Source organism: Adlercreutzia equolifaciens (genome assembly GCF_029076695.1).
In the GTDB taxonomy this organism is placed as follows: Bacteria; Actinomycetota; Coriobacteriia; order Coriobacteriales; family Eggerthellaceae; genus Adlercreutzia; species Adlercreutzia equolifaciens_A.
On the sequence record NZ_JARFIK010000001.1, the window covers coordinates 585,579 to 609,018 of the forward strand.

Genomic DNA, 23,440 nt, shown 5'->3' on the forward strand with positions numbered 1-23,440 from the left:
GGAGGGGCACTACTATGGTCGACGAGTCGCCAAGCCAAAAGCGCGTTTACCTTGCTTTCGCTGAGCGTTTCGAGGACCTGCTCAGCGACAAACTTTATGCCGTGGTGGCGTTCGGCGCGCTGCTTTCCTGGATTTGGATGAGCCTGGTGAAGGGCAATCCGGCATTCATGAACGGCGAAGTCGACGACGTTTCGGTCGGATTGGTGCTGGGCTCGTTTACCGTGGCGCTCTTGGCGTTTGCGCTGCTGAGGTCCTTGGACGCCCTGCTCTCGCGCCGCGCCTTGTGGCTCGGTGCCGGCGGGCTGGCGTGGGGCAGCTGCTTGTTTCTTATGCTGGCCTTTTATGGCATTGTTCCGCTGGAGCCGACGCTGCACCTGACGCTGGTGAGATGCCTTATGGTGGTGCTGGGCGTGAGCAGCGCCATCTTGGTGGAATGCTGCGCCGTGGCTTTCGCGTGCCTGCGTCCTGCGTCGGCGGCGGTGGGGTTCTTTTTCAGCTGCGTCATTATGGCGACGCTGTGCGGCGTCATCGGTCTGTGCAAAAGCGTGGGAGGCCGTATGGTCGAGGGGGCGCTGTTCTGCCTGCTGCCCTTGTTCGCCGCCATGCTGCTCGTACGGGCGGCGCCAACTTTGGGAGAGCGCCTGGCCCTGATGCCCGAGGGACCGGAGAAGTTCGCGAAGGGCTATCGTGAGATGTGCCTCGCCTTCGGCGTGTTTTTCTTTGCCCTGTCAGCCAAGGCGGCCATGGAGCCGTCCCACGAGTTCCATTCAGCTTCCGACATCAGTTTCGCGGGCATTCTGGTGCTTTCGTTCGCTCTGTTTTACTGCGTGGGCATCAAGCGGCATCCCGTGGGAGTGTTTCGGCTGTTGAAGATTGCCTATGGCATTGCCGTGCTGGTGCTGACCGTCTGCGTGGCTCTGGCACCGCTCTCGCTCGATCCCTATCTGAGCATTGCCTTCCATGCCGACTGTATGGTGCTTATTATGGTGCTCTGGCTGCTGGTGGCCTTTGTGGGCAATCGCAACGAGGTGTATGTGTGCAAGGTGGTGGGCATCGCCTTTGCCTCGGCCTCGTTCGGGTTGGTGGCCGGGTGGCTCTTCGGGGAGGCGGCCTATGCGTTCCTCGGCCACTCGCGCGGTTATATTTCCGTTGGCATTGCCTGCGCCACAGCGGTTTTCTCCACGATGGGATTTTCGAGCAGCAGTTTTCCCTATCTCACCACGTCGGGCAAGGGGGCGCAGAAAATGCAGCGCGCGCACGAGCCCGAGCCCGTGGCGGTGGATTACAATCGGCTGCTAGCCGACGAGGCTGGCCTTTCCGCGCGCGAATACGAGGTATTCGAGCTGCTCATGGTGGGGCACAACGCCACGTCGGTGGCGTCCGAGCTGACTATTTCCTATCACACAGCGCGCTCGCACGTGCGCAACATCTATGCGAAGCTGAACGTGCATTCCCGTACGGAACTGCTGGAGGCGCTCAAGGAGTTCTCCGAGCAGTACGATGCTCGGCAGCAGAACGCCTAAGGCGTCTTAGGCGTAGGACTCGCCGGCGTTGTACCAGGAGAACAGCTCGTAGATGCGCAGGTTGGGGGCGATGGCATAGGTGTCGGCGGTGAAGCTGAGTACGTTGCTGGTGCCGTTCACCACGGCGGTGCCCAGGAGCATGGCCGGAGTGGCCACCGTGCGGCCCTCCGCGGCGGCAATGCGCGCGGCTTCGGCGGGGTGTTCGGCAAGCCACGACTCGGCCTGAGCCTCGATGGCGTCCATTTCGGCCAGGATAGCCTGGGTGCGCAGCTGGCGAAGCTCGTCGATGCGCTGGTAGCAGGCAGTGTGCACCCGCGGGCTGCGGGCGCCCTCGTAGACGTAGAGACGCACCAGCTCCATGGGCATGCGACGGCCCAGCTCGTAAAGACCCTCTTTGAACAAACGGGAGTGCTCCCAGGTGGAGCGCGAGAAAGCCACTTCGGTGGTAACCATGAAAGCTCCTTAGTTCAATTGTGTGGTATTTGAAGCTTCGCGGTCACTATAGCACGGCAAAATGCCCCCGTGCGTAACGAATCCGCACCGAAGCGCGCCGAGCAGCAGTGAGACAGCCAACCGTCTGACTTGTCTCACGAGCAGTGCCTACTGGGCGGTGGCGATGGCTTCCTCTTGCAGGGCGTCGAGGGCGGCCATGCATTCGTCCACGGAGGCGCCGGCCAGCAGGTCGCGCACGATGAGGCAGACGTTGCCCCACTGCTCGACGTTCATGCTGGCGTTGGAGGCCAGCACGTAGATTTCGTCCTCCACCTTCTGGTTCAGCGGCTTCAGGGCGTCGATGCAGTCCACCTTGATGTTCTTCGACGGGGAGATGACGCGGTTGGTCTCGGTGTACAGCTGCAGTGCCTCGTCAGAGAGGATGACGTCCATGACCTTGAGAGCCTCTCCCTTGTTGGCTGATTCCTCGCCCACGGCGAAGCCGGTCATGGACAGCACGGGCATCTGGCCGTGGGAGCTGGGGAAGCCGATGACCTCCAGGTTGAAGCTGGGATTGCCGTAGGCGGTGTCGGTGTTAGCCGCGCCCCAGTAGGCCATGACGATGGGGCATTCGCCGGCCATGAAATCAGCTCCCTCGCCCTTGCCTTCGAAGGCCTCGCTGACCAGAGCGTTCTCGGCGTCGATATAGCCGTTGTCAATCAGTTGCTGCAGGAACTCGAAGCCGCCGCGCATGTAGTCGCTGTACTTCTTCTCCCCGGAGTTCAGCGCGGCCACCTCGGCCTCAATGTCGCCGCCGTTGTACAGGTCGGCGTAGGCCTGGGCGAACACGAAGGTCTCGAGCCACCAGCGGTTGGCCCCCACGGGGGTATCGTAGCCGTGCTGCTTCAGCACACGGCAGCACTCGAGGAATTCCTCGGGGGTGCTGGGCAGCGAAAGCCCGCATTCCTTGAAGATGTCCTCGTTGATGAACAGGCCGTAGGCCACCACCTCTTGGGGAATGGCCACCAGCTTGCCGTCCACGGTGTTGGCGGTCTTCACCACCTCGCGCAGGTTCTTCGCGCAGGCGAGCTGCGACAGGTCGGCCAGCTTGCCTTCTTTGCCCAGGGCCACAATGGTGTCGGTGTTCAGCAGGTACATATCGTCGCGGTTGTTGCGGGCGCGCTCCAGGCACACGTCGTCGTAGGTTTTGTCCTGGTAGTTCTCGGCCGTGTACGTTTGATAGGATACGGTCAGCCCCAGCTGGTCCTCGGCCATGGCCATGGTCAGGTCGCTGGCGGTGCGGGCCGTGTTCTCGGAATCGGCGCTTACCTTCTCCATGGGGGAGAAGAACGAGACCGACGTGGTCTCATCGCCTGACTGGACGGCCAGGTTGACCGGCTCGTCGGCGGTGTTGCTGCAGCCAGCGCACAGGGTGAGCGCCAGGATGCCCGAGGTGACGAGTGCTGCTGCCCGCCGGGCGCGCCGCGGCTTCAGGGCGGTCGTCTTCTGCGGTGTTCTCATAGGTTGAATCCCCTTCGTTTTTACGCTTGATGGTCGAACTCGAACACGACGCGCTTCAGCTCGTCGATGTTGATGGGCTTGGCGATGTGGTAGTTCATGCCGGCGGCCAGGGCGGCGCGCTCGTCCTCCACGAAGGCGTCGGCGGTCATGGCGATGATGAGCAGGCTTTCCGCATCTTCGCGGGGCAGTTGGCGAATGGCGCGGGTGGCCTCGTGACCGTTCATGACGGGCATTTGCACGTCCATGAGAATGGCGTCGAACTCGCCGGGGGCTGCCTGCTGCATACGCTCGACGGCAATTTGGCCGTTGTCGGCAATTTCCACGGTGGCGCCTTCGATTTCCAGCAGCTCCTCCAGCAGCAGGGCGTTGAAGGCGTTGTCCTCGGCGGCCAGGAAGTGCTTGCCCTGCAAGGCGTCGGCGTAGGTGGCGCTGTCCGCCTCGGCCGCGCGACGCTGGTCGGGCGATTCGGTCGCGCCGTCGGCGTCCTCTTCGGCCACCTGAAGCTCCAGGCGCACGCGGAAGAGTGAGCCGACGCCTACCTCGCTGGTTACCTCGATGCTGCCGCCCATGAGCTCCACCAGGCTCTTGGTGATGGAGAGCCCCAGGCCCGTGCCTTGGATCTTGTTGGTGGTGCTGTCCTCGGCGCGGGTGAACGAGTCGAAGACGTGCTCGAGGAACTCGGGCGTCATGCCGTAGCCGGTGTCCTCCACCTCGATGGTGAGGGGCTGGTACTGACTGGCGTGCACCTTGCCGCCCAGGAAGCGCAGGTGGATGGTGCCTCCGTCGGGCGTGTACTTCACGGCGTTGGACAGCAGGTTGATAAGCACCTGGTTCAGGTGGGTTTCGTCGCCGATGAAGCGCTCGCGGTCGATGCCGGACACTTCGGTGTGCAGGGTCTGGTGCTTCGCCTCGGCCAGAGGTGTCACGATGGCCTCGATGGCGTGCAGCGAATCGGCCAGGTCGAATTCGGCCAGGGTGATGGTGGCCTTGCCGCTTTCGATTTTCGAGATGTCCAGCACGTCGTTGATGAGGTCGAGCAGGTGGTTGCCCGAGGCGATGATGCGACTGGCGCATTCCCGTACCTTCTCGGGATTGTCCGCTTCCTTCATCAGCAGCGTGGTGAAGCCGATGACGGCGTTCATGGGGGTGCGAATGTCGTGGGACATATTGGCCAGGAAGGCCGACTTCGACTCGTTGGCCACCTCGGCATCGTGCAGGGCGCGGGCCAGTTCCTCCTGGTGGCGCGCTCGTTCCGCCTCGCGCTCCCGCTGCACCTGCTGCTGTTTGCGGCGGTTGTGGGCGTAGAGCGCCACGCACAGGGCAATGGCCAGGAAGGTGATGGCCGTGACGGCGACGATGGCGTCGTTGACCGTGTGGGCCTCCTTCTGGATGGCATCCATGGGCACGTAACCGATCATGAAGTCGGTGCCGCCGTTGACGGGCCAGAGGAAGCAGAGCGACTCGCGCCCCTGGACCTCATGGGCGAACAGCACGTTGTGGCCCTCTTCGATGCCCTGGCGCACCATGGTGATGATGGCCTCGCTGGTAATGTTGTTCGCGCGGTAGAAGTCCTCCAGGTTGAGGTGGCCCGCCTCGCGGTCGCCCAGGCCGTCGGGCTTCAGCACGAAGCGCTCGTTGGCGGAGTCCATCAGGTAGAACACGGCCTGGTTGTTGTAGAAGTTCTTCGGCAGGGCAGCGGCAATGGTGTCGTAGACGTACTCCACGTACAGCGTGCCGATGTCCGCGCCGTCGCGCGTGAGCGGGCTGGCAATGGTGTAGGCCCAGGTGCCGGTGTCGTTGACGAAGGATTGCGAGACCGGGTTGCCCTGGATGGTGCCTCCGGCCGAGAAGTCGAGGCTGTCGGGCGAGAACGGCTCGCCGTTGCTAGAGATGCCCTCCGTCTGACCTGCCATGACGATGGAGATTTTGGCGATGGCGTCGCTGGCGTGGAGGTTCTGGATGTAGGCGTCCGGATCGTCCGAGCGCGAGATTTCCTCGCCGATGAGCTCCTGGAAGTCCACCTCGCTGTTGATGATGCCGTCGATGGTGTTCTTCATCAGCTCGAGGTTCTCGTTCAGGCTCTGGATAGCCGAGTCCGACATTTCCTGCGAGGTTTTCTGGGCAATGGCGAAAATGCCCGCCACCATGGCAATGCAAATAAGGAGGACGGCAATCGTCCAGGTGGCAAAGTGCTTCTTCTGAGCCGGCTCTGTCAAGTTCATCCTCCCCGCGTGTGAGTTAAGGGGCATTATACAATGCAAGGAGCCGCCCTTCCTAGAGCGGCTCCTCTCCAAACTTCGCCAGCGGACGAGACGGCCAACTGAGACAGCCAACCCGATGAGACAGCCAACCGTGGCGGAGTCAGGCGGTCATCGCACCATCGATAAGATGGGGGGGTGGCGGGAGTGGCTCCTCTATCAGGTGGCGAAGATCGGCTAATACCCGTATTTCTCGCGTCGCTGGGCAGCGAGGCGGTAGACTTCGTCATCCGCTCGAGCGGCAATGACGACAATGCGCATGGTTTCGCCCTCGCGTATTACTTGGTAAACGATGCGAATGCCGTCTTTGCGCAGCTTGCATTTAAGCAGGCCGACCAAATCGAACGTGCGCTTGTTTCCCAAGGGCTTGCCGTAGCCGCCCTCGTAGTCGGGCAAAGGATTTTGGGCAATCTTCAAGATGGCTTTGGCTACGCGTGTGCGTACGCTGCCGTCGAGGTGAGCAAAGTCGTCGCTCACCTCAGGCAGTGCCTCAATGCGCCAAGTCATTACTCGAACTCGATTTCCGCGTCGGGAACGGCATCAATGTCTGCCTGGCTGATGTTGAAGCCCGCGAGTATCTCATCGAAGGGCACGGCTTCCTTGTCCGAATTGACGGCCAGGCGCTCCAAGGCAAGCTCGAGCAAAACGATGCTCTCTTCGGCTTCGGAAAGATAGGCGAATTCCTCGGGGGTGGTGATGACGGCTACGGGGCGGTTGTTCTTGACGACCGTCACGGGGATGCGGTCGGTCAGACCGCGGAAAATGCTTGAGGCCTTCCCGTGGGAGAAGTCGCTGACGGGGACAATGTTGCCTATGATGTTTGCCGCAGTGCTCATGAAGCGCTCCTTAGAATGATGCAAATAAGATAGCAGATTGTGATTCATTAAACAATAACGAACAATGGCCGCACCCTCCATTTCCCTGCATGCTTCGCTATAATCGCGGGACGAGATTTTCCCGAACGTGCGAATTTGAAGAAGGCAGACGCAATGGACGTTTCAAAGGTAGTTGCTGAAGAGCTGGGGATTCGGCCTGGTCAGGTGCAGGCAGTGGTGTCGCTGCTGGCGGATGGGTGCACTATTCCCTTTATTGCCCGCTATCGCAAGGAGGCCACGGGCGGGCTGGACGATGTGACGCTGCGTGCCTTGGCCGAGCGGCTCGACTACCTGGAGCGGCTGGAGGCGCGCAAGGCCGAGGTGCGGGCGGCCATCGAGGAGCAGGGGGCGCTCACAACCGCGCTGGCGCGCCAGATTGCCGAGGCGCCCAGCCTGCAGCGCGTCGAGGACTTCTACAAGCCTTTCAAGAAAAGCCGTGTCACACGGGCGTCGAAGGCGCGGGACGCGGGGCTCTCTCCGCTGGCCAACGCGCTCATGGGCCAGGGGCGTGCGGCGGTCGATCCGCTGCAGGAGGCCGCCCGTTTCGCGAAGCCAGGCACGGCGTATCCTGATGCCGCGTCTGCGCTGCAGGGCGCCTGCGACATTGTGGCCGAAACCGTGGCCGACAACCCCGACGCCCTCGACGAGCTGCGCGGCTTCGTGCGGCGTACCGGGCAGCTGACCTCGCGGGCTGCCACCGAGGAGGCCGCTCGGGACTTCGCCGCCTATGTGGACTTCGGCGAGTCGCTGGCTCGCATTCCCAGCCACCGCGTGTTGGCTCTGAACCGCGGCGAGAAGGAAGGGAAGCTGCGTGTGACCGTGGCGGTGGACAGCGACGAGGCCACCCAGCGGCTGGAACGGCGCTTCGTGCGCGGCCGCAGCTCCTGGCTGGAATGGCTGCAGCGCACCATCGCCGATAGTTGGAAGCGCCTGATGGCGCCGTCGCTGGAACGTGAGGCCCGGGCGGCGGCCACAGAGCGGGCCCAGAAGGACGCCATCGCCGTGTTCGCCAAGAACGCTGAGGCCCTGCTGCGCCAACGTCCCGTAAAGGGCGCGCGCATCATTGCGCTGGATCCGGGCTATCGCACCGGTTGCAAGGTGGCGGTCATCGACGAGTATGGCGCGCTGCTGGACCACGGCACCATCTACCCCACGCCGCCGCGCAACCAGGTGGCCGAGGCGAAACGCGCCCTGGGCCAGTGGGCCGACCGCTACGACGTGAACGTCATCGTTGTCGGCAATGGTACGGCCAGTCGCGAGACCGAAGAGGTAGTGGCCGACTTTATCGCCGAGTACGCGTGCCCGATGGAGTACACCATCGTGAACGAGGCCGGTGCTTCGGTGTATTCCGCCTCTGAACTGGCCTCGCAGGAGCATCCCGACCTAGATGTGACCACGCGCGGCGCCCTCAGCCTGGGGCGCCGCCTGCAAGACCCTCTGGCCGAGCTCGTAAAGATTCCGCCCCAGTCCATCGGCGTGGGCCAATACCAGCACGACCTGGACCAGAAGGAGCTGGCCCGCACTCTGGCCGGCGTGGTGGAGCGCGTGGTGAACCAGGTGGGCGCCGACCTGAACACCGCCAGCGCCAGCCTTTTGGGCTACGTGGCCGGCATCACGCCCACGGTGGCCCGCAATATTGTGGCTTATCGCGAGGAGAACGGCCCTTTCACCTCGCGGGCGCAGCTGAAGAAGGTGCCGAAGCTGGGACCCAAGGCCTTCCAGAACTGCGCGGGCTTTCTGCGCATCCGCGAGGGGCGTGAGCCGCTGGACGCCACGGGAGTGCACCCGGAAAGTTACGCCGTGGCCCGCGAGGTGCTCAAGCGCGGAGGTGTGACCTCTGCGGAAGTGGCGGCGGGCGGCGTGCCCGACCTGCGCCAGCGTCTGGGCAACCTGGATGTGCTGGCACAGCAGCTGGGCGTGGGCCTGCCGACGTTGACCGACATCGTGGCGGAATTGGAGAAGCCCGGGCGCGACCCGCGCGACGACGCCCCAGCCCCGGTGTTCAGCCGCGCCGTGCTATCCCTAGACGACCTGGAGCCGGGCATGGAGCTGACGGGCACCGTGCGCAACGTGGTGGATTTCGGCGCCTTCGTTGACATCGGCGTGAAGCAGGATGGACTCGTGCACATCTCCAAGCTGGCCAACCGCTTCGTGAAGCACCCCACCGAGGTGGTCTCCGTCGGCGACACCGTCACCGTTTGGGTAGACTCCATCGACCGCGACCGAGGTCGCATAGCCCTGTCCATGGTGAAGGGGAAGTGAAACAGCCAGCCGTCTAACTTGTCTCATGCATTTCGAATCGCCTCTTTTGCAAGTCGAGTCTTTTCTGATGTAAGGACGTCTCCCTCATCGTCATAATGAGCGGCGGATGAACAGGAGGCGATCATGAAGCTGTCGGTTCAGCTGAACAAAAGCCTTGAGGAGCCGAGCGTGCTCGTTGAATACGCCGAGGTAGACCGTGAGGTCGAAGCAATATTGGCGGCGCTGAACAGCATAGGGACAGAGCTTGTCGGGCGAAGAGGGAAAGAGCTGGTGCGCATCCCCGCTGCCGAGGTACTGTACTGCGAATCGGTCGACGGGAGCGCGTTCCTCTATACCTCGGAGGCGGTCATCGAAAGCGCGTTGAGGCTCTCCGACATCGAGCAGAGGGTTCGCCATACCGGGTTCGTGCGTGTGTCGCGGACCATGCTCGTGAATCTCTACCGCGTCACTGGCTTGCGCCCGTTTCCGAATGCCCGGCTGCAGCTTCTCATGGACAACGGGGAGTACGTGGTCGCATCGCGTCAGTTCGCACCAACGGTCAAGAAGAAGCTCGGGCTGTGAGCCCTGATGAAGGGAGAACCCATGAAAGATATGGTCAAGAACGCGCTCGTTCATGCGTGCGTCTACTTTACTATCGCGATGGCCCTGTGGCTTATTGTCGGCTTCGTGTTCGCCGGGCCGGTTGAGGGCATCGTCGTGTCGGCGTCGATCCTAGCTGCCTGCGTGTTCATGGCGCTCTTGCAGAGCCTCTGGTTCACCGACCGCGTCATGAAGCGGCCGGGATACCCCGTGCGCATCTTAGGTTTCGGCGTCTGCGGCATCGTCGTGCTCGGCGCGTGCGCATGGCTCGGCGGCTGGGTGCCGCGCGCCGTTCCGGAGGCGTGGATCACGTTCGCGGTGATATACCTCCTGCTGCTGGTTCTTTTCACCGTCGTGTTCTCGTTCGTCTACCGCAATGAGGTGGCAAAGTACAGCGATGCCTTGAAGCGGTTCAAAGCCAGGGGGAGTGAAGGCGGACAGTAAGGGCAAAGCGACGCCCTTTGGCCTCGGTCTTGCTTGATCGCGACGGTTCCGTTAAACGCAAATCCCTTGGAGGTACGAGTGCAGAGCCTCTTTTGCCTTTGAGGCCGGCAGGGATTTCGGGGAGGCGAGCATCTGCAGGGTGAGGCCGTCGACGAACGCCTGCAGGTTTACCGCTTCGAGATCTTTGTTGGCATCGGCGCGCAGCAGTTCTGCCTCGTCCAGAGTCTCGATGCAGGAACGTGCAACCTGTCCAAGGAGGTGCTGCATAGCGCTGCTTGCCTCTGTCAGCGAGGGTTCCACCAGCGCTTCGGCAGTGAAGGCCAGCCACGTTCTCGCCTCCGCCTCCCGAGTCTTGTCGAGGGGAAGCAGCTCGTAGAGAACGTGCTGCACTGCGGCGAGAGGGTCGTGGGCGGGGGAAGGAGTCGCGTCGATACGGGCGGCGGCGTTTGCCACCGCCTGGTCCATGGCGAAAAGATAAATGTCCTTCGAGCTCTTGAAGACGTGCTGGACGGAGCCGACAGACAAATGCGCGGCTTCTGCAATGTTGCGCACGGTAGCTCCCTTGAGTCCTTGGGTGGCTACGAGGCTCCAAGCGGTTTGAGCGATGAGCCGTTTGCGCTCTTCTCTGTCGATGTTTCGCGGCATGGGCTTCCTTTCTCTCGATCATTCTAATACAATTGTATTAATACAGTTGTATTAGAAAGGAGAAGTTTTGGAAAGCCGGCAGGGTATACTCCGCGAAGCGAAATGGACCGACGTCTTTTGGCGCGGGCTCTATGAGGCGCAGGTTGGGGAGAGCTCCTACACGGTCGAGATCGACTACTTCGACATCCGCGAGCGGATTGCCCTTTATCGCAACGGCGTGCTCGTGGATTCCCAGAAATCGCCTGCCGCCTTTGAGCTTCCGGAGGGAGGCAGGATCGAGGCGGCCATGGCGCTTTACGGGGTGAAGTACGCGCGAGTGGTCGGCAGCGGACGGAGCGGTGGCGGGGAAGCACAGCTCGCTCCGGCGCCCGGCAGCGCCGAGCACCTCCGTCTGCGTTTTGCCCGGCAGCATCCGGCGTTAAGCCGGCTCATTGCGGTTCTCGCGTGGGTCGTACTTGTGGTTGCATTGGTGACGCAACTGCCCGTCACGCTGAACAGCCTTGGGAACTGGGTTGGGCTTGCGGTGCCCACCTTCGCACTGCCGAGCTGGGCAAACACGGCATTGGCCGTTGCGGGCCTGCTCGCCGCCCTCGACCGTGCCTTCCGCATGAAGCACAATCCGCTGCTGGATGATTGATGAAAGGGCGAAAACGGGGCGACGTGGTCGCGTCGCGTCGATTCGTGCCGATAGTCAAGAAGAAACTCGGATACCCCTTCGCCCGACTCCCGCTTCGCCACCGTCTGGCGCGACTGAGCGGGAGAGAAGTCGCGCCTCTGTTGCTTTGCTAAGATGGGGCAAGTCGGATGGGTAGCTGTCTGGTTCCGTCGTGTTGACTATTCGAAGCAGCTTAAGATCAGCGTTGGAGGGTGAAGATGCAGTTCGGTTTCTCGGCAGTCGGCTTGGTCATGCTCGCCATGCTGTTCGTGCCTAACATAATCTGGGGGAGAAGGCGGCCCCTCGGGTACAGCGAAATCGCAGAGCGCGAAAGCCCTGCACTCTGCATCCTCGAGCGTGTCGGCCAGGTCGCCGTTACGGCTTCGGCCCTGATTTTCGTCTGCCCGGAGGGCTACGCCATGCCCTGGCTCTTGTGGCTCGCGTCGGCGTTTGTCCTGATGCTGCTCTACGAGGCTGCCTGGGTGCGCTACTTTAGAAGCGATGGGGAAGTACGGGACATGTATCGGCCTTTGGGCTTCATCCCTGTGCCCTTGGCGACGCTCCCAGTGGCGGCGTTCGTCCTTCTGGGCATCTGGCAACAGGCGCCGATCACAGTTGCTGCCGCCATAGTCCTTGGTGTCGGCCACGTTGGCATACACCTCGGCCATCTCAAGGATTGCCGGAAAGTGTGACGCCTCCCACGACCAGACACGAAATCTGCTCGTTGACGTTGGAGCCGTATTGCGCTCGAGGTAATTTTTTTTATCAGGTAATTGATGAGAGTTTCTCCGGCGCGCTCAACGATGTTCTCTTCTTCGCCGTAGCCTCAGCAATGGCCCATTCGAAGTCTTCCCTCGTGACGAAGTCGGGAAGGCGGATGCAGGAGATGAAGCTCAAGTCTTCCTTGCGCGAGTAGTCGATTTCGCCCGTCGCGCCGTCCTGCCACCAGAAGCCCTCGAGCGGCGGCACTACGTAATCGAAATAGCCCGCTATCTGGCGGTCACCCCTTCAATCGGATTAGCGCCAATTATCTCATGCCATGCAGGACGGGGGAATGAGATAGCCAACCGTCTGACTCCTGTCGGTACCGTGCGGCAACAAGTGGTAAAACTTCTCAAGGGCCGTTTTATTATGGTCTTCTAGCCGTGTCCTTGTCTTTCATTGAGCGGGAGGCGCTTTGACGCTTGGGCCAGCTTCTATCATGCCCCGTCTTGAGCAACAAGCGGCAAGGGCATCTGCGACGGAAGGAGCATCGTGAAGCACAGAGTGAGAGTTACTGTTCTAGAAACGACCCTCAATAAAGAATTGCAGGAGAAGTATCTGGCCGATCCGAATAGCGGAAGCTGTCCCTGCTTCAAGCCTGGTGACGTGTTCGAGTTCTGGCGCGAGGCGGAACGCGACGACTTCTATCGTCTCGGGCGCGGCTGTGGCCTGCGCGCGGGCGAGCTGGGCGAATTGGATTTTCCTTGCGGTGAGGCGTGGGACTGCATAAGTCGCTACATCTACGCGGGCCTTCAGGGCGGCGCATTCATGCATAAGTGGACGAATGACGATCGCGTGATGATCGCCTGTTGCAACGACGGCACGCGCCCGGTGATCTTCAAGCTGGAGCGCATCGATATCCCCGAGGATGCGAGCGATGAGGCCTACCTCCGCGATCATGACTTTACCTCCAGCAAGGATGAAGCCTACACGGGATAAAGCACCTCGGCCTCCTCGCAGCATATGGCTTATTGACCTCGGATGCATTGTCTCACGCCGCGCACAGTGTTGCCGAGCTTAGTAGTCGATAACAATTCGCCGGCACTCTCGGCAGATGTCGGCGGCCAGCGCCGTGCGGCCGCCGATCTTGGGTGCGGTCAGCTCCACGAAGCCTGGAGCGTGGCGGGCGTTCTCGAAGGCGCTCGGCACCTCGTCGGCGAAGCTCAGAGCCCCGTCTTTCGTGCTGAAGAGGTGCCCCGATTCAAGCTCTTGCCCGCATTTGTGGCACTTTGTCATGATTGGCGCCTAGCCTTTCTGAAACACAAGGGTGATGATGAGGGTCTTGCCTGTGGGCCCGAACTTTGTTGGTACGAAGCCGCTGTAGGCGAAGCCCTTCTCGGCGTACTCGGTTATGACCGGCTTGAAACCGTTCAACTCGGCGTTCCAGGCTGGGTTGTTTTCGAGATCCATGGTGACGAACTCGGTTTGCATGTCAGTTCCTTTCATCGGCGTTGTTTGTGATGGAGGCATTGACCGCTCGCCCGAACATCTCGAGCCTGGCCTCGGCGTCCTCGAGCCGCTGAAGGGCGATGCCCTGGGACTCGTCGCCCAGGATCAGCAGCTCGGCTCCCGCTTCCAGCCCGAACACCTCTCGGGCCTTCTTCGGGATGACGATCTGCCCGCGCTCGCCTATCTTCGCGATGCCGAAGATGTGCAGCCCAGCCGGGGGGATGGGGTAGCCGGCGCGCTCCTCGGAATGGTTCACCAGGTCGTCGAGCCGCACCTTGAACAGCCGCGCCAGCGCTTGGGCGTTCACGAGGTCGGGCACCGCCTCGCCCGACTCCCACTTCGCCACCGTTTGGCGCGACACGCCCAGGCGCTCGGCCAGCACCTCCTGGGTGAGCGAGTCTCGGGCCCGCAGCGCCTGAATGTTCTGAGAGATCATATCTTTCATACCTCCGATGAGATTATCCAGTGACACGCTGGAGTACGCCACCAACTAGGCGCGTCATTTTCACGGTGAAAATGTAACTCAAAGTTGGCATGGGAGTGAACGCGAAGAAGCTTTGCACCTGCGGTCGCCGTCTTGCGGTTCGTGGTCTCTTCTTTAGTCCAATATATCAGCCGCCTTCGAGGGCAAATCCTCAGGCGAGACTTCTTCCCAATACACCACACCGCGAAGCGGCTCGAGCTTGAGTTCGAGGTATGCGTCTTGGCGCAGTTCGTGCGCTGCGCCGAACGAGGCCTCAATCTTGTGGCCGTCTTGGTTTGCGGCGGGAAGCTGGTAGACGAAAGGCTCGCTCGACTGGAGGTGGATGACGTCTCCCGTTGAATCGTTTTCTGCCACGTGCGCGTTGTCGACCTTGGTGTAGTACGTGCCGCTGGATAAAAGATTGGTGCTGAAACCGAGATAGAAAAATCCGGCTCCCAAAATGATGACGACAAGCACCGCTGCGATGCCCAGGGCCTTCCCCTTACTCATTTCGCTTCCTTTCCCTCGGGGGTTCTTGAGACCATGATGCTCCTCGGGAAAGCCTGCCACCATCGATTGGGCTTACATCAAGCGAACATGCTTGAAAGGTTTCGGGGGATCCCGGGGATCCTCAGAATGAGACGGTTGGCTGTCTCATTGGTTGTCGCCTCGCTGTGAGAAGCCCCAGATCAACCCTCCCTGTCAAGAACTCTTGACGCGTAAAACTGTCGCTTTCCCGTCGATGTCAAGAACATCGGGTGGTACGCTTGAGGCACTCGTGGAATCCTCGTCTCGGAAAGGAGGCGCCGGTGGAACTGCCGCAGCAGCTGAAAGCGAACCGTGAGCGTTTGGGGCTCACCCAGGAGGACGTGGCCCAGCGCATCTTCGTCAGCCGCCAGACTATGTCCAGCTGGGAGACGGGCAAGACCTACCCGGACGTGCAATCGCTTCTGCTGCTGAGCAACTTGTTCGGCGTCTCCATCGATTCGCTTGTGAAAGGAGACGTGGAAACCATGAGAGAGACCATTGTTAAGGACGCAGTGAGGATGGAGCGCCTTTCCATCGGGATGGTCGGGCTGCTTTTGGCTGGAGTGGCCTGTCTTGCAGGTTGGGACCTCATCTGGGACGAGCCGGTGGCATCGGTGCCGTGGCTTACCTGGGGCTTCGTGTTGGGCATGCTGCTTTTCGCTCTGTGCAGCGCGCTGGCCCTGGTGTGCGCGTGGCATGTCGAGAGGCTGAAGAAGGACCATGATCTGGTGACGTTTCGCGAGATCAGCGCTTTCATGGACGGCAAGGACGCCGAGGAAATCGCGCATCTTGACCCTGATGCTTTCTCGAGAAAGCATCCGTGGGCTGCCAACGCGATGAAGGTGCTGGCGGGCGGTGCCGCCGCTTTGATTCTCGGGTTCGTGGTCGGCAGCATCGTCAGCAGTCTGCACTAAAACTAGTTGTGCGGCGATCGCCAAAGTAATTGCCTCATAATCGGACTATCTGCCTCAAAGCAGTCTAAAATGGCGCAGATAGCTGGAGGACGTGCGTAGGGGTTGGTCATGCTGCGTGAAGGGCGACCTAACGGGATTGTCTATTGGGTGTCGGACTGCGCCGGCTCAGCGAAGCGCTACAACCGTGAATGGGAGAAGCGGACGGGCAACCCCGTGCACTGGATCGAGGGCGCCGGCCACAACTCGAACGCCGACCGTCCCGCAGAGGTAAACGCCCTCATCGAGCAATTCGTCGAGGGGCTTTAGCTTTGCGGCGTGTACTCGAGCTGGCAGTCGAAGGGTTCCAGTTCTAAGCGCTGTTCGTTGGGCTCGACGGCTTCTGCACATCCCTGTGCGCGCAGAAGCGTTCGGGCTTCTGCTCTGGTGCTGAAGATCTGATTCGGGTAAAATACAAGCAAAATGTATTTTACCCGAAAGGCAAGGTCATGGACTATATTCCGCGCGCTATAGAGCCTCTCGTGGAGCAAGTTGGCTCTGAGTATTCAGTTCTTCTCGTCACTGGCCCCCGCCAGGTAGGCAAATCAACCCTGCTCAAACATCTCCTTATGTGTGAAGGACGTGAAATTGAGCAGGTCAGCTTGGACGACCTTACCGAGCGGCAGCTTGCCACGACCGATCCTGCCATGTTCTTCCAGGTTCATGTCCCCCCGGTGCTTATAGACGAAGTGCAGTACGCCCCCAACTTGTTTCCCTATATAAAGATGATGGTGGATAACGGCGCTCCCGCTGGATCATTCTGGCTTACGGGCTCTCAGCAGTTCCGCCTCATGGAGCTCGCTGGCGAATCGCTTGCGGGGCGCGTGGCGCTCATCCCCCTCTCCTCCATGACCCAAGGGGAAAACGAGCGTAAGCCCGCGTCGCCGTTCACGTTCGATCTCGCCTATTGGAAGGAGAGGGAGAAATCCATTGGGGCCAAGCCTATTTCCGCTCTTTTCGAGCAAATGCATCGCGGCGCCATGCCGGCCGTCGATGCCGGGCGCTATACGAACCTCTCGGTGTTTTATGGTAGCTATCTGCAAACCTACATCGAGCGGGACGTTCGCAGGCTGCTTGGTAGTGTGGATGCGCTTCAATTCGCTGATTTCATGAGAGCGGCGGCGGCTCGCTGCTCGCAGATGCTCAACACGGCATCAATTGCCCAAGATGTGGGCATTCGCGCCGAGAAAGCAAAGGCATGGCTCTCGGTTCTGGAGAAGTCCGGCATCATCTTCTATCTCCATCCCTACTCCAACAACCAGCTCAAGCGCATGGTGAAGGCCCCCAAGCTTTACTTCCATGATTGCGGACTTGTGGCCTGTCTCACCAAATGGACCAGCGCGGCCACCATGGGGGCTGGTGCTATGGGCGGGGCCTTTATGGAAAACTTCGTCGTATCGGAGATTTGGAAAAGCTATCTGAACGCTGGGCTAGAGCCGCCTCTGTACTACTATCGCGACCACGATGCGAAAGAGATCGATCTTGTCATTGAGGCAGATGGAGCATTGCATCCCGTCGAAATCAAGAAAACCGCTTCTCCGAACCTTGCCATGGCAAGAAGTTTTTCCGTTCTTGAGCGTTCGTCCATTCCTCGTGGCCAGGGGGCGATCATCTGCGCCTCCGAGCAGGTAAGCGCCTTGGACGCGGATACTCTTGTGATTCCTGCCGGACTGTTGTAGGCCGTGAGTCAGACTCCACTGCGGATGGGACGGTTGGCCATTGCATTCCGAGTATTCGCCCATTCCGCGGCGTAACGTAGAATACTCCCAAATTCATCCGCGAAAATGCTTGCTTGTGACGCGGCGTCGTGTTGTAGAACAGCCTGCAAGGAGGTGAACCATGGCTGAAAACAACCTATACCAAACGGGAGAGCTGGCCGAGGCGTGCGGCACGACGGTGCGCACGGTGCAGTATTACGACGGCAAAGGGCTGCTGGCGCCTTCGGGCTATTCGGAGGGCGGCCGCCGCCTTTACTCGGCAGCGGATGCGGAGCGGCTGCGCTTCATTCTCATGCTGAAGGCGTTGGGACTTCGGCTCGCGCAAATCAAGGGCGTGCTGGAAAGCCCGAACCGCGATGCCGTGCTGAAGTTGCTGCTGGACGAGCAGGCGGAAAGCCTCCAGCGCGAGATCGACGAAAGCACGCGGCGGCTGCAGGTTCTGAACACGGCGCGCACGGATCTCGAGCACTTCGGCAAGCTGATGGCTACCACCGAACCTGCCATGGTAAAGCGAATGAATGACGAGAAAGCGAGAACCCGCTGGTGGATCATCATGATCATCATCGGCGTGTTCATGGATGCAGCCTGGATCGGCACGCTGGTGCTGGGCATTGTGACGGGCGTTTGGTGGCCCTTTCCGGTGGCGCTGGTGGCGGTGGTGCTGATTGGCGCCTGGGAGGTGCGGTACTACAGCGCCCACTCCACCTACCTTTGCCCGGTATGCGGAGCGGATTTCCGTCCGAAGCTGGGTGCTTACTTCTGGTCGAACCATACCCCGAGAACGCGCAAACTCACCTGTCCCTGTTGCCATCAGAAGGATTGGTGCGTGGAGCACTATCATGCCGAGCCGGTCGAGATAGCGCCCGGCCAATGCGTGCCCGGCACCTGTCACGAGGCATGCGAAGTGAAGGCGGGTGAGGGCCATGGCGGCAATTAATAAGAAGCTCGCGAGCCATCGCGTGGCGGTCTACTGCGTTGTTACGTTTGTGCTCACGTGGGGGTTCTGGTTTGCAGCGGTGTACCCGCAGGCGCTTCCGGCGCTGATGGCAGGCGACAATCCGCTGGGCTCGCTCGAAGTCATGCTCGCCGTAGGGGCGGGTATGTTCTTTCCGGCCATTGGCGTTGTGGTGACGCGTCTGCTGACGGGCGAGGGTTTCCGCAATGCGTGGATCAAGCCAAAGCGGTTCAAGGGTACGGGGAAGTACTACCTCATCGGTTGGTTCGGCCCCATGATCCTGGTGGCCCTGGGAGGCGCCCTTTACTTCCTAGTGACCCCTGGCAGCTTCGATCCCTCGATGCCGTTCTTTAAGGAGACGGTGGAAGCGCAGCTGGCGGCAGCGGGACAGCCGGCTTTGCCCGACTCCGAGATTGCCGCCATGGCCTATGCCCAGTTGGCGTTGATACTTATCGCTCCTGCCCTTAACGTATTCACCTGTTTCGGCGAAGAGTGGGGTTGGCGCGGGTACCTCCTGCCGCATATGTTGGAGAAGCGTTCCGCGACGTTCACGATTGTGGCGAGCGGGATCATCTGGGGCCTTTGGCACGCGCCCATCACGGTGCTGGGCCACAACTATGGGCTGGCGTACCCCGGGTGGCCCGTGCTCGGCATCGCTGCCATGTGCTGCTTCACCATGGTCATGGGCAGCTTCTTTAGCTGGCTCACGCTGCGGGCGAAAAGCTGCTTGCCCGCGGTGTTCGCCCACGGCGCGCTCAACGGCTGCGGCAACGCCCCCACTCTGTTCGCCGTGATCTCCAACCCGTTCATCGGGCCGGCCCCCACGGGCATTATCGGCGGCATTGGGTTCATCGTGGTCGGGGTGGCCTGTGTGATCTCGCTTAAGCGCTCGGGAAAGGCGGAGGCCTGAGCGATCATCGCTTCGTTGGAGGGTGGCAAAGAAAGATTGCAACGTGCTTGGATGCAGTGATGTATCCAAGCACGGCTCTCGCGCTACTCCTCGGGCAACTTGCAGACATCGACCCAGGTGCTGCCCGGGGTCAGCTGCTCCAGATCGTCGGGGGCCAGCTCGATGGCGCTGTTGGAGTTGCCGCAGGCGGGGAACACGGTGGCGAAACGACGGAGCGTTTCGTCCAGGTATACGTCGCAATCATCATTCACGCCGAAGGGGCACACGCCGCCAACCGCATGGCCGATGCGCTCCTCGGCCTCTTCCGCTTTCAGCATCTTGGGCTTTGCGTGGAACTGTTCCTTGAACTTGGGGTTCGCCACGCGCGCATCGCCGGCGCATACCACAAGCGCCACGCGGTCGCCCACGGCGAACGAGAGCGTCTTCGCAATGCGCGCTGGCTCGCACCCCACGGCCTGCGCGGCTAGTTCCACCGTGGCGCTCGACGTGTCGAACTCCATGATGTCGTCCGCGCGCCCGAACTGCGCCAGGTGCTCTTTTGCTCTGCTCAGCGACATGTTTTGCCTTTCCGTTCGTATATTGCCTTGATCGAAGTATAGGTGATCGTGGCTATGCTGTCGCAGTGCGTTGTTTGCCTGGATGATGGTGGCGACGCCCAGGGTGCAGAGAGCAATTGCGATGGCTGCGCCGGTCACCATGGGCATAAAGGAGACCAGCTCCGCATCTTGGGCGGTGCTGAAAGTTGAAAGAAGCGCGACTTCGAGAGTGAAGAGGGAAACGAGGGCGATTGCCAAGTTCGCACGGGTGTGAGCGATAAACAGCATAGAATTCGAACGGCGTGCCTTTATCCGCCCGACGATGGCGCTGATGAGCACGTAAAACGTGAACGTTGCAAGAACGATGGCGGAAATCTCGTCGTAGCGGATTACGCTGTCTCCGTTTGCTACGAGTGTCGCGATACCGGTAAGGATGACAGTGGACGCCAGGATGATGATGCCGCAAAATCGCGCTGCCCGACAGTCTTGCAGGGCGGCCGTGCCGCTTTCGTCTAGCGCGCTGGTGTGTTGGGCGCGCAGCCTCCTAAGCAGCAGGGCACGAAGCGTGGCGAAGAGGAAATAGTAGCAGCCGAGCGTAATGAACCAAGCCGCCGCCCCCGTCAGCGACAGGGCAAAATTTGCACCGCCCCACAGCAGGTCGGCGACGACTCCCGCTTGGAGAGAAGCGCGCCGCCGAAGGTTTGCATCGTCCATCAGCCGACCGAGGGTTTTGTGCGATCTGACGGCCTGGCGCAGGCGTTGGGCGGGCTGTTCGGTCGCTATCCATACGCATACAACTACGAGCAGGTAGAACGACAGCACATAGGCCGCAGAGGCCAGGGGGTGTCCCTCGTTCCCGAAGGCGAAAACCCCGACCATAAGAGCGACCATGATAGCGGGCGCGAGGGCGACAATGAGCCCATGCGGCTTGAGCAGCGCGAGAAAAATCTGCTTCATGCGAGAGGGCTGCGGTGCTATGCGGGAAGTTGGCCGGCGAGTTCCAGAATCTCGGCGCGCACCGAATCGCGCTCGCGAGAAAGTTGCTTCAGGTAGAGTGGATAGGCGGCGGCAGCCAGCGCGATTCCGGCAATCCCGATGACAATGCCGAGTGCAAAGAAGCCCGACGGCACCATGCTCAGGCTCATGCCGACGCCGAGTACCAGGGCGCCTGCGATGCCCAGCGCCAGGGCGAGCCTTCCGGCCTTGCCCTTGGCCGATGCGTCCAGAGCGCGAATTCGGTCTTCTGCAGTTACGACAGGCTCGACGTTTCGATAGGAATCGACAACCTTCTTGATGGGCTCGCTCATAGTACGTTTACCTCCTGCATTTATTCCAACAAGTGTGGTTTTCATTGTAGAAAACTGTGGGAGCAGGCAGGCCAACATATAATTCGACATGTGTTGGTTTCACGGATCGAAAGCGAAAAAGATGGGCAAGGCAGAGGCAAAGTACCTGAATACCGCCAAGCGGATGGACGCGGCGCTCTTGCGGCTCCTCGATACTAAGGAGTTCGACCAGATTTCCGTAACGGAGATCTGCGGGGAGGCCGGCGTCAACCGATCTACGTTCTATGCCCACTACGCCAACACGGCCGAATTGTTAGGTGAGGTGAAGCAGAACGCGCTCGAAGAGTTCTTTTCGAGCTTCAAGCATCTTGCCGGTAGTCGTGACTTCCTCGGCCGTGACTACTTGCTTGCCTATCTTGGGTTTTTGCAAGAAAACAGTACGGTTTTCCGGGTAATGCTTTCGAATGCAGAGCTCTTCTCTCCCGATTCGATCTTTCTAGACTTCAAGGATCTCTTGGCTCAGGGGGTGTTTTTGGAAGATGGCGCGCTTGTGATGTACGCAGACTACAAGCTCCGGTTTGTGGTCTCGGGGATCACCTCGCTTGTTGCCGCTTGGCTCGAAGGTGGCTGCAGGGAAACCAAGGAGCGCATGGTCGACATCATCATCGAGTGCGTCGGCATGACGCAGCGATAGGGAGCGGATAGGGGAGCGGTGAGACGGCCGCCTCCGATTAGCGCTTTTCTGCGTTTTCGCCGTCTTCAGCAGCAGCGCGTAGCAGCTCGTCGATGCGCTGGGCGGGGACGGCGCCGGTGAGGTCGGCTAGGGGGCAGCCGTTTTCGAACAGCACGAGCGTGGGCACGGCTACGACGTTGAAAGCCCAGGCCACGTCAGGATTCTCAGCGGCGTTCATTTTCGCGAACTTCACGTCTGGGTGGCGCGAGGCGACGTTTGCCAGTACGGGCTCCATGACGCGACACGGGCCGCATCCCGGGCTCCAGAAGTCCACCAGCACCCGCCCTGCGGCCTCGGTCACTTCGTGGTCGAAGTTGTCTTTCGTCAGCTCGATCATGGCGCTCCTCCCTGAATTTATTCCGCCAAGAAGACGTACTCGTTTTCGCTGGAAAGCTGCGGGGCGAAGCGATAGCCCAGCTCAGCAAACTCCTTGAGCGCCTCGACGTCTTCCACGTGGTGAGCGGCCATGAATCGCACCATTTCGCCGCGGGCCATTTTGGCCAGGGTGCCCTTTTGCACCACCTTGCCGTTGATGAGCTCGCCGAACACTATCTTGAGGAGGCGGTCGCTCTCGCGCAGAAACGCGCTGACGCATTTGGAATACTCCACGGAGGCAAGGTCCACCACAGTGCGATCGCCGTCCATCACCGCATCGTACAAGGACGATCCCCAGAACTCGTAGAGGTTGGCCGCACCGTCCACCGCGAGCTTCGCCTGCATTTCCAGGCGATAGGGGGTAACGCCGTCGAAGGGACGCAGCACGCCGTAGAAGCCGGAAAGGATGCGCAGGTGCTCCTGCAGGTAGTCGTAGGAGCCGTCGTCAAGCACGGCAGCACCCATGTACTGGTACTGGATACCAACGTAGGAGAGCAGCGCCGGCGCCAGGTCACCGCGCAGATCCATGGTTTGCAGGCGCTCGAAGTTGGTCTCGGCCAGCTTCTGGCTGCAGCCCCAAAGGGTCTTGCACTCGTCGAAGGAAAGCTCGCGCAGGCGCGCCAGCAGCACTTCGCTGCGGTCGATGAACGCCGGCAGCTGTTCCCACGGCAGGACGGTGTTGTCCGTCATCTTCTTCGCCGGCGAGATAATGATTTTCATAGCGATCGCTTTCCAAATGGGCACCTATTTCGACGGATGAAAATGTAGCACGAAAGCGGTCACGGCGAGCGGAAGCGGCCGAGACCCTCCTCGCCTCGCGCACAAAATGAAGCCATTACGTTTGTTGAACCGACGGTCTGCGAGGCGTATGGTCATATGTTGTCAGCCCATAACAGGAGGCCGTCATGGAATTCACCTCGGCAAGCGCCAATAAATACCTCAAGCGACTTCAAGATGAGAAGGATCGCCTTCTGCGCATCGAAAGCGAGCGATCAACCTATATTGTGGCCGAGGGCGAAGAGCCCGATCCTCCCGTGTACGACTACGCGGCCACGCGGGCGGCCGTCTCCGAGATTGATGACAAGATGCGCGCCATTCGCCATGCCCTTCATCGGTTCAACCTGGAAACGGTGTTGCCAGAAAGCGGCCTGTCCATCGATGAGGCGCTTATTGCGTTGGCGCAGTTGAGCGGGGCGCAGAGCGTCGTGCGCACCCTCAGCGAGCAGCAGCAAAAGACGCGGCTGCGCGACCGCTACTACGGCGGCGCGCCGGGGCCGGTGGAATACCTCTACGCCAATTACGATGTGGCCCAGGCGGAGCAGGACTATCGGGAGCTTTCCGACCGCATTGCAGCGCTTCAATTGGAGATTGATCTGGCGAACCAGACGCAGCTGTTCGCCGTGGACCTGTAGACGCCCTTTCCGGACGCAAGGCCTGTTTCCTTACGGAATCTTGATTTCGTTGGAGTCTTCCGTTGAGGTTGTCCCGTAGTTCGTAGTTGGTAGTGCCATGCAGTTTAAGCGTTGGCCGATGCCCTTCGGGCAATTTGCAACTCCTGGCCTTGCGTCGAAAGCTTGCCCC

29 protein-coding genes are annotated in these 23,440 nt (G+C 60.8%); 14 read left to right on the forward strand and 15 right to left on the reverse strand.

From position 1 onward, the window contains the following. Positions 1-14 precede the first annotated feature (14 nt). Entirely contained in the window at positions 15-1,523 is a 1,509-nt protein-coding gene (locus tag PZH32_RS02165) for a response regulator transcription factor (protein WP_275205990.1), read from the forward strand. A gap of 6 nt (positions 1,524-1,529) precedes the next feature. Here the strand turns inward: PZH32_RS02165 and PZH32_RS02170 are convergent, their stop codons facing one another. From PZH32_RS02170 to PZH32_RS02190, 5 genes are all read right to left on the reverse strand, one after another. Beyond that, the gene (locus PZH32_RS02170; RefSeq protein WP_275205991.1) at positions 1,530-1,976 is read right to left on the reverse strand and encodes a hypothetical protein; all 447 of its coding nucleotides are present in this window, start codon (positions 1,974-1,976) and stop codon (positions 1,530-1,532) included. A 147-nt stretch (positions 1,977-2,123) separates the two neighbouring features. Beyond that, complete coding sequence (locus tag PZH32_RS02175; RefSeq protein WP_275205992.1) at positions 2,124-3,476, reverse strand: ABC transporter substrate-binding protein; 1,353 nt, start codon at positions 3,474-3,476, stop codon at positions 2,124-2,126. Between the two features lie 20 nt (positions 3,477-3,496). Then, on the reverse strand, positions 3,497-5,692 hold the full coding sequence (locus tag PZH32_RS02180; protein ID WP_275205993.1) for a hybrid sensor histidine kinase/response regulator: 2,196 nt from the start codon (positions 5,690-5,692) through the stop codon (positions 3,497-3,499). Between the two features lie 219 nt (positions 5,693-5,911). Continuing rightward, positions 5,912-6,241: a type II toxin-antitoxin system RelE family toxin gene (locus tag PZH32_RS02185; RefSeq protein WP_275205994.1), complete on the reverse strand. Its 330-nt coding sequence runs from the start codon at positions 6,239-6,241 to the stop codon at positions 5,912-5,914. Continuing rightward, positions 6,241-6,570 carry a type II toxin-antitoxin system prevent-host-death family antitoxin gene (locus PZH32_RS02190; protein ID WP_275205995.1) on the reverse strand — a complete coding sequence of 110 codons (330 nt, stop codon included), beginning with the start codon at positions 6,568-6,570 and terminating at the stop codon, positions 6,241-6,243. Before PZH32_RS02190 ends, PZH32_RS02185 begins: the two co-directional genes overlap by 1 nt. A 153-nt stretch (positions 6,571-6,723) precedes the next feature. Between PZH32_RS02190 and PZH32_RS02195 the strand changes: the two genes are divergently transcribed. From PZH32_RS02195 to PZH32_RS02205, 3 genes are all read left to right on the forward strand, one after another. Further along, on the forward strand, positions 6,724-8,871 hold the full coding sequence (locus PZH32_RS02195) for a Tex family protein (RefSeq protein WP_275205996.1): 2,148 nt from the start codon (positions 6,724-6,726) through the stop codon (positions 8,869-8,871). Positions 8,872-8,994: 123 nt separating this feature from the next. Next, positions 8,995-9,432: a LytTR family DNA-binding domain-containing protein gene (locus PZH32_RS02200; protein ID WP_275205997.1), complete on the forward strand. Its 438-nt coding sequence runs from the start codon at positions 8,995-8,997 to the stop codon at positions 9,430-9,432. Between the two features lie 21 nt (positions 9,433-9,453). Next, positions 9,454-9,894 carry a hypothetical protein gene (locus PZH32_RS02205; protein WP_275205998.1) on the forward strand — a complete coding sequence of 147 codons (441 nt, stop codon included), beginning with the start codon at positions 9,454-9,456 and terminating at the stop codon, positions 9,892-9,894. Positions 9,895-9,945: 51 nt separating this feature from the next. On the opposite strand, the gene PZH32_RS02210 is transcribed toward PZH32_RS02205, so the two are convergent. Continuing rightward, positions 9,946-10,539: a TetR/AcrR family transcriptional regulator gene (locus tag PZH32_RS02210; protein WP_275205999.1), complete on the reverse strand. Its 594-nt coding sequence runs from the start codon at positions 10,537-10,539 to the stop codon at positions 9,946-9,948. A gap of 67 nt (positions 10,540-10,606) precedes the next feature. Here PZH32_RS02210 and PZH32_RS02215 point away from each other — a divergent pair, with 67 nt between their 5' ends. Both PZH32_RS02215 and PZH32_RS02220 read left to right on the forward strand, forming a co-directional pair. Further along, the gene (locus PZH32_RS02215) at positions 10,607-11,176 is read left to right on the forward strand and encodes a hypothetical protein (protein WP_275206000.1); all 570 of its coding nucleotides are present in this window, start codon (positions 10,607-10,609) and stop codon (positions 11,174-11,176) included. Positions 11,177-11,412: 236 nt separating this feature from the next. Next, entirely contained in the window at positions 11,413-11,886 is a 474-nt protein-coding gene (locus PZH32_RS02220; protein ID WP_275206001.1) for a hypothetical protein, read from the forward strand. 73 nt (positions 11,887-11,959) lie between these two features. On the opposite strand, the gene PZH32_RS02225 is transcribed toward PZH32_RS02220, so the two are convergent. Beyond that, a complete protein-coding gene (locus PZH32_RS02225) occupies positions 11,960-12,163 on the reverse strand; it encodes a hypothetical protein (RefSeq protein ID WP_275206002.1) in 204 nt (67 codons plus the stop codon). A 285-nt stretch (positions 12,164-12,448) separates the two neighbouring features. Here PZH32_RS02225 and PZH32_RS02230 point away from each other — a divergent pair, with 285 nt between their 5' ends. Continuing rightward, positions 12,449-12,895, forward strand: coding sequence for a TIGR04076 family protein (locus PZH32_RS02230; protein WP_275206003.1), 447 nt, complete (start codon positions 12,449-12,451; stop codon positions 12,893-12,895). Positions 12,896-12,973: 78 nt separating this feature from the next. On the opposite strand, the gene PZH32_RS02235 is transcribed toward PZH32_RS02230, so the two are convergent. The 4 genes from PZH32_RS02235 to PZH32_RS02250 form a co-directional block, all read right to left on the reverse strand. After that, positions 12,974-13,192, reverse strand: a complete 219-nt coding sequence (locus PZH32_RS02235) for a PF20097 family protein (protein ID WP_275206004.1) — start codon at positions 13,190-13,192, stop codon at positions 12,974-12,976. A 9-nt stretch (positions 13,193-13,201) separates the two neighbouring features. Beyond that, entirely contained in the window at positions 13,202-13,387 is a 186-nt protein-coding gene (locus tag PZH32_RS02240) for a hypothetical protein (protein WP_275206005.1), read from the reverse strand. A gap of 1 nt (position 13,388) precedes the next feature. Beyond that, entirely contained in the window at positions 13,389-13,841 is a 453-nt protein-coding gene (locus PZH32_RS02245) for a helix-turn-helix domain-containing protein (protein WP_275206006.1), read from the reverse strand. 162 nt (positions 13,842-14,003) lie between these two features. Then, positions 14,004-14,378, reverse strand: coding sequence for a YxeA family protein (locus tag PZH32_RS02250; protein WP_275206007.1), 375 nt, complete (start codon positions 14,376-14,378; stop codon positions 14,004-14,006). 299 nt (positions 14,379-14,677) lie between these two features. Here PZH32_RS02250 and PZH32_RS02255 point away from each other — a divergent pair, with 299 nt between their 5' ends. The 5 genes from PZH32_RS02255 to PZH32_RS02275 all read left to right on the forward strand — a co-directional run bounded on the left by PZH32_RS02255 (position 14,678) and on the right by PZH32_RS02275 (position 18,929). Further along, on the forward strand, positions 14,678-15,310 hold the full coding sequence (locus tag PZH32_RS02255; RefSeq protein ID WP_275206008.1) for a helix-turn-helix domain-containing protein: 633 nt from the start codon (positions 14,678-14,680) through the stop codon (positions 15,308-15,310). A gap of 108 nt (positions 15,311-15,418) precedes the next feature. Then, positions 15,419-15,616, forward strand: coding sequence for an alpha/beta fold hydrolase (locus PZH32_RS02260; protein WP_275206009.1), 198 nt, complete (start codon positions 15,419-15,421; stop codon positions 15,614-15,616). A gap of 179 nt (positions 15,617-15,795) precedes the next feature. Continuing rightward, entirely contained in the window at positions 15,796-17,025 is a 1,230-nt protein-coding gene (locus PZH32_RS02265) for an ATP-binding protein (protein ID WP_275206010.1), read from the forward strand. A gap of 160 nt (positions 17,026-17,185) precedes the next feature. Further along, on the forward strand, positions 17,186-18,001 hold the full coding sequence (locus PZH32_RS02270; RefSeq protein WP_275206011.1) for a MerR family transcriptional regulator: 816 nt from the start codon (positions 17,186-17,188) through the stop codon (positions 17,999-18,001). Beyond that, positions 17,988-18,929, forward strand: a complete 942-nt coding sequence (locus tag PZH32_RS02275; RefSeq protein WP_275206012.1) for a CPBP family intramembrane glutamic endopeptidase — start codon at positions 17,988-17,990, stop codon at positions 18,927-18,929. The genes PZH32_RS02270 and PZH32_RS02275 overlap by 14 nt, the downstream gene beginning before the upstream one ends. A gap of 83 nt (positions 18,930-19,012) precedes the next feature. Here the strand turns inward: PZH32_RS02275 and PZH32_RS02280 are convergent, their stop codons facing one another. Further along, positions 19,013-20,422: a YbaK/EbsC family protein gene (locus PZH32_RS02280; RefSeq protein WP_275206013.1), complete on the reverse strand. Its 1,410-nt coding sequence runs from the start codon at positions 20,420-20,422 to the stop codon at positions 19,013-19,015. Between the two features lie 17 nt (positions 20,423-20,439). Further along, the gene (locus tag PZH32_RS02285) at positions 20,440-20,772 is read right to left on the reverse strand and encodes a hypothetical protein (protein WP_275206014.1); all 333 of its coding nucleotides are present in this window, start codon (positions 20,770-20,772) and stop codon (positions 20,440-20,442) included. Between the two features lie 121 nt (positions 20,773-20,893). Between PZH32_RS02285 and PZH32_RS02290 the strand changes: the two genes are divergently transcribed. Further along, positions 20,894-21,445 (forward strand): TetR/AcrR family transcriptional regulator, encoded by a 552-nt coding sequence (locus PZH32_RS02290; protein ID WP_275206015.1) that lies wholly within the window; start codon positions 20,894-20,896, stop codon positions 21,443-21,445. A gap of 37 nt (positions 21,446-21,482) precedes the next feature. Here the strand turns inward: PZH32_RS02290 and PZH32_RS02295 are convergent, their stop codons facing one another. Next, complete coding sequence (locus tag PZH32_RS02295; protein WP_275206016.1) at positions 21,483-21,821, reverse strand: thioredoxin family protein; 339 nt, start codon at positions 21,819-21,821, stop codon at positions 21,483-21,485. Positions 21,822-21,838: 17 nt separating this feature from the next. After that, positions 21,839-22,579: a peroxide stress protein YaaA gene (gene yaaA, locus PZH32_RS02300; RefSeq protein WP_275206017.1), complete on the reverse strand. Its 741-nt coding sequence runs from the start codon at positions 22,577-22,579 to the stop codon at positions 21,839-21,841. Positions 22,580-22,764: 185 nt separating this feature from the next. Here yaaA and PZH32_RS02305 point away from each other — a divergent pair, with 185 nt between their 5' ends. Then, on the forward strand, positions 22,765-23,271 hold the full coding sequence (locus tag PZH32_RS02305; RefSeq protein WP_275206018.1) for a hypothetical protein: 507 nt from the start codon (positions 22,765-22,767) through the stop codon (positions 23,269-23,271). The last annotated feature ends 169 nt before the right edge of the window (positions 23,272-23,440 follow it).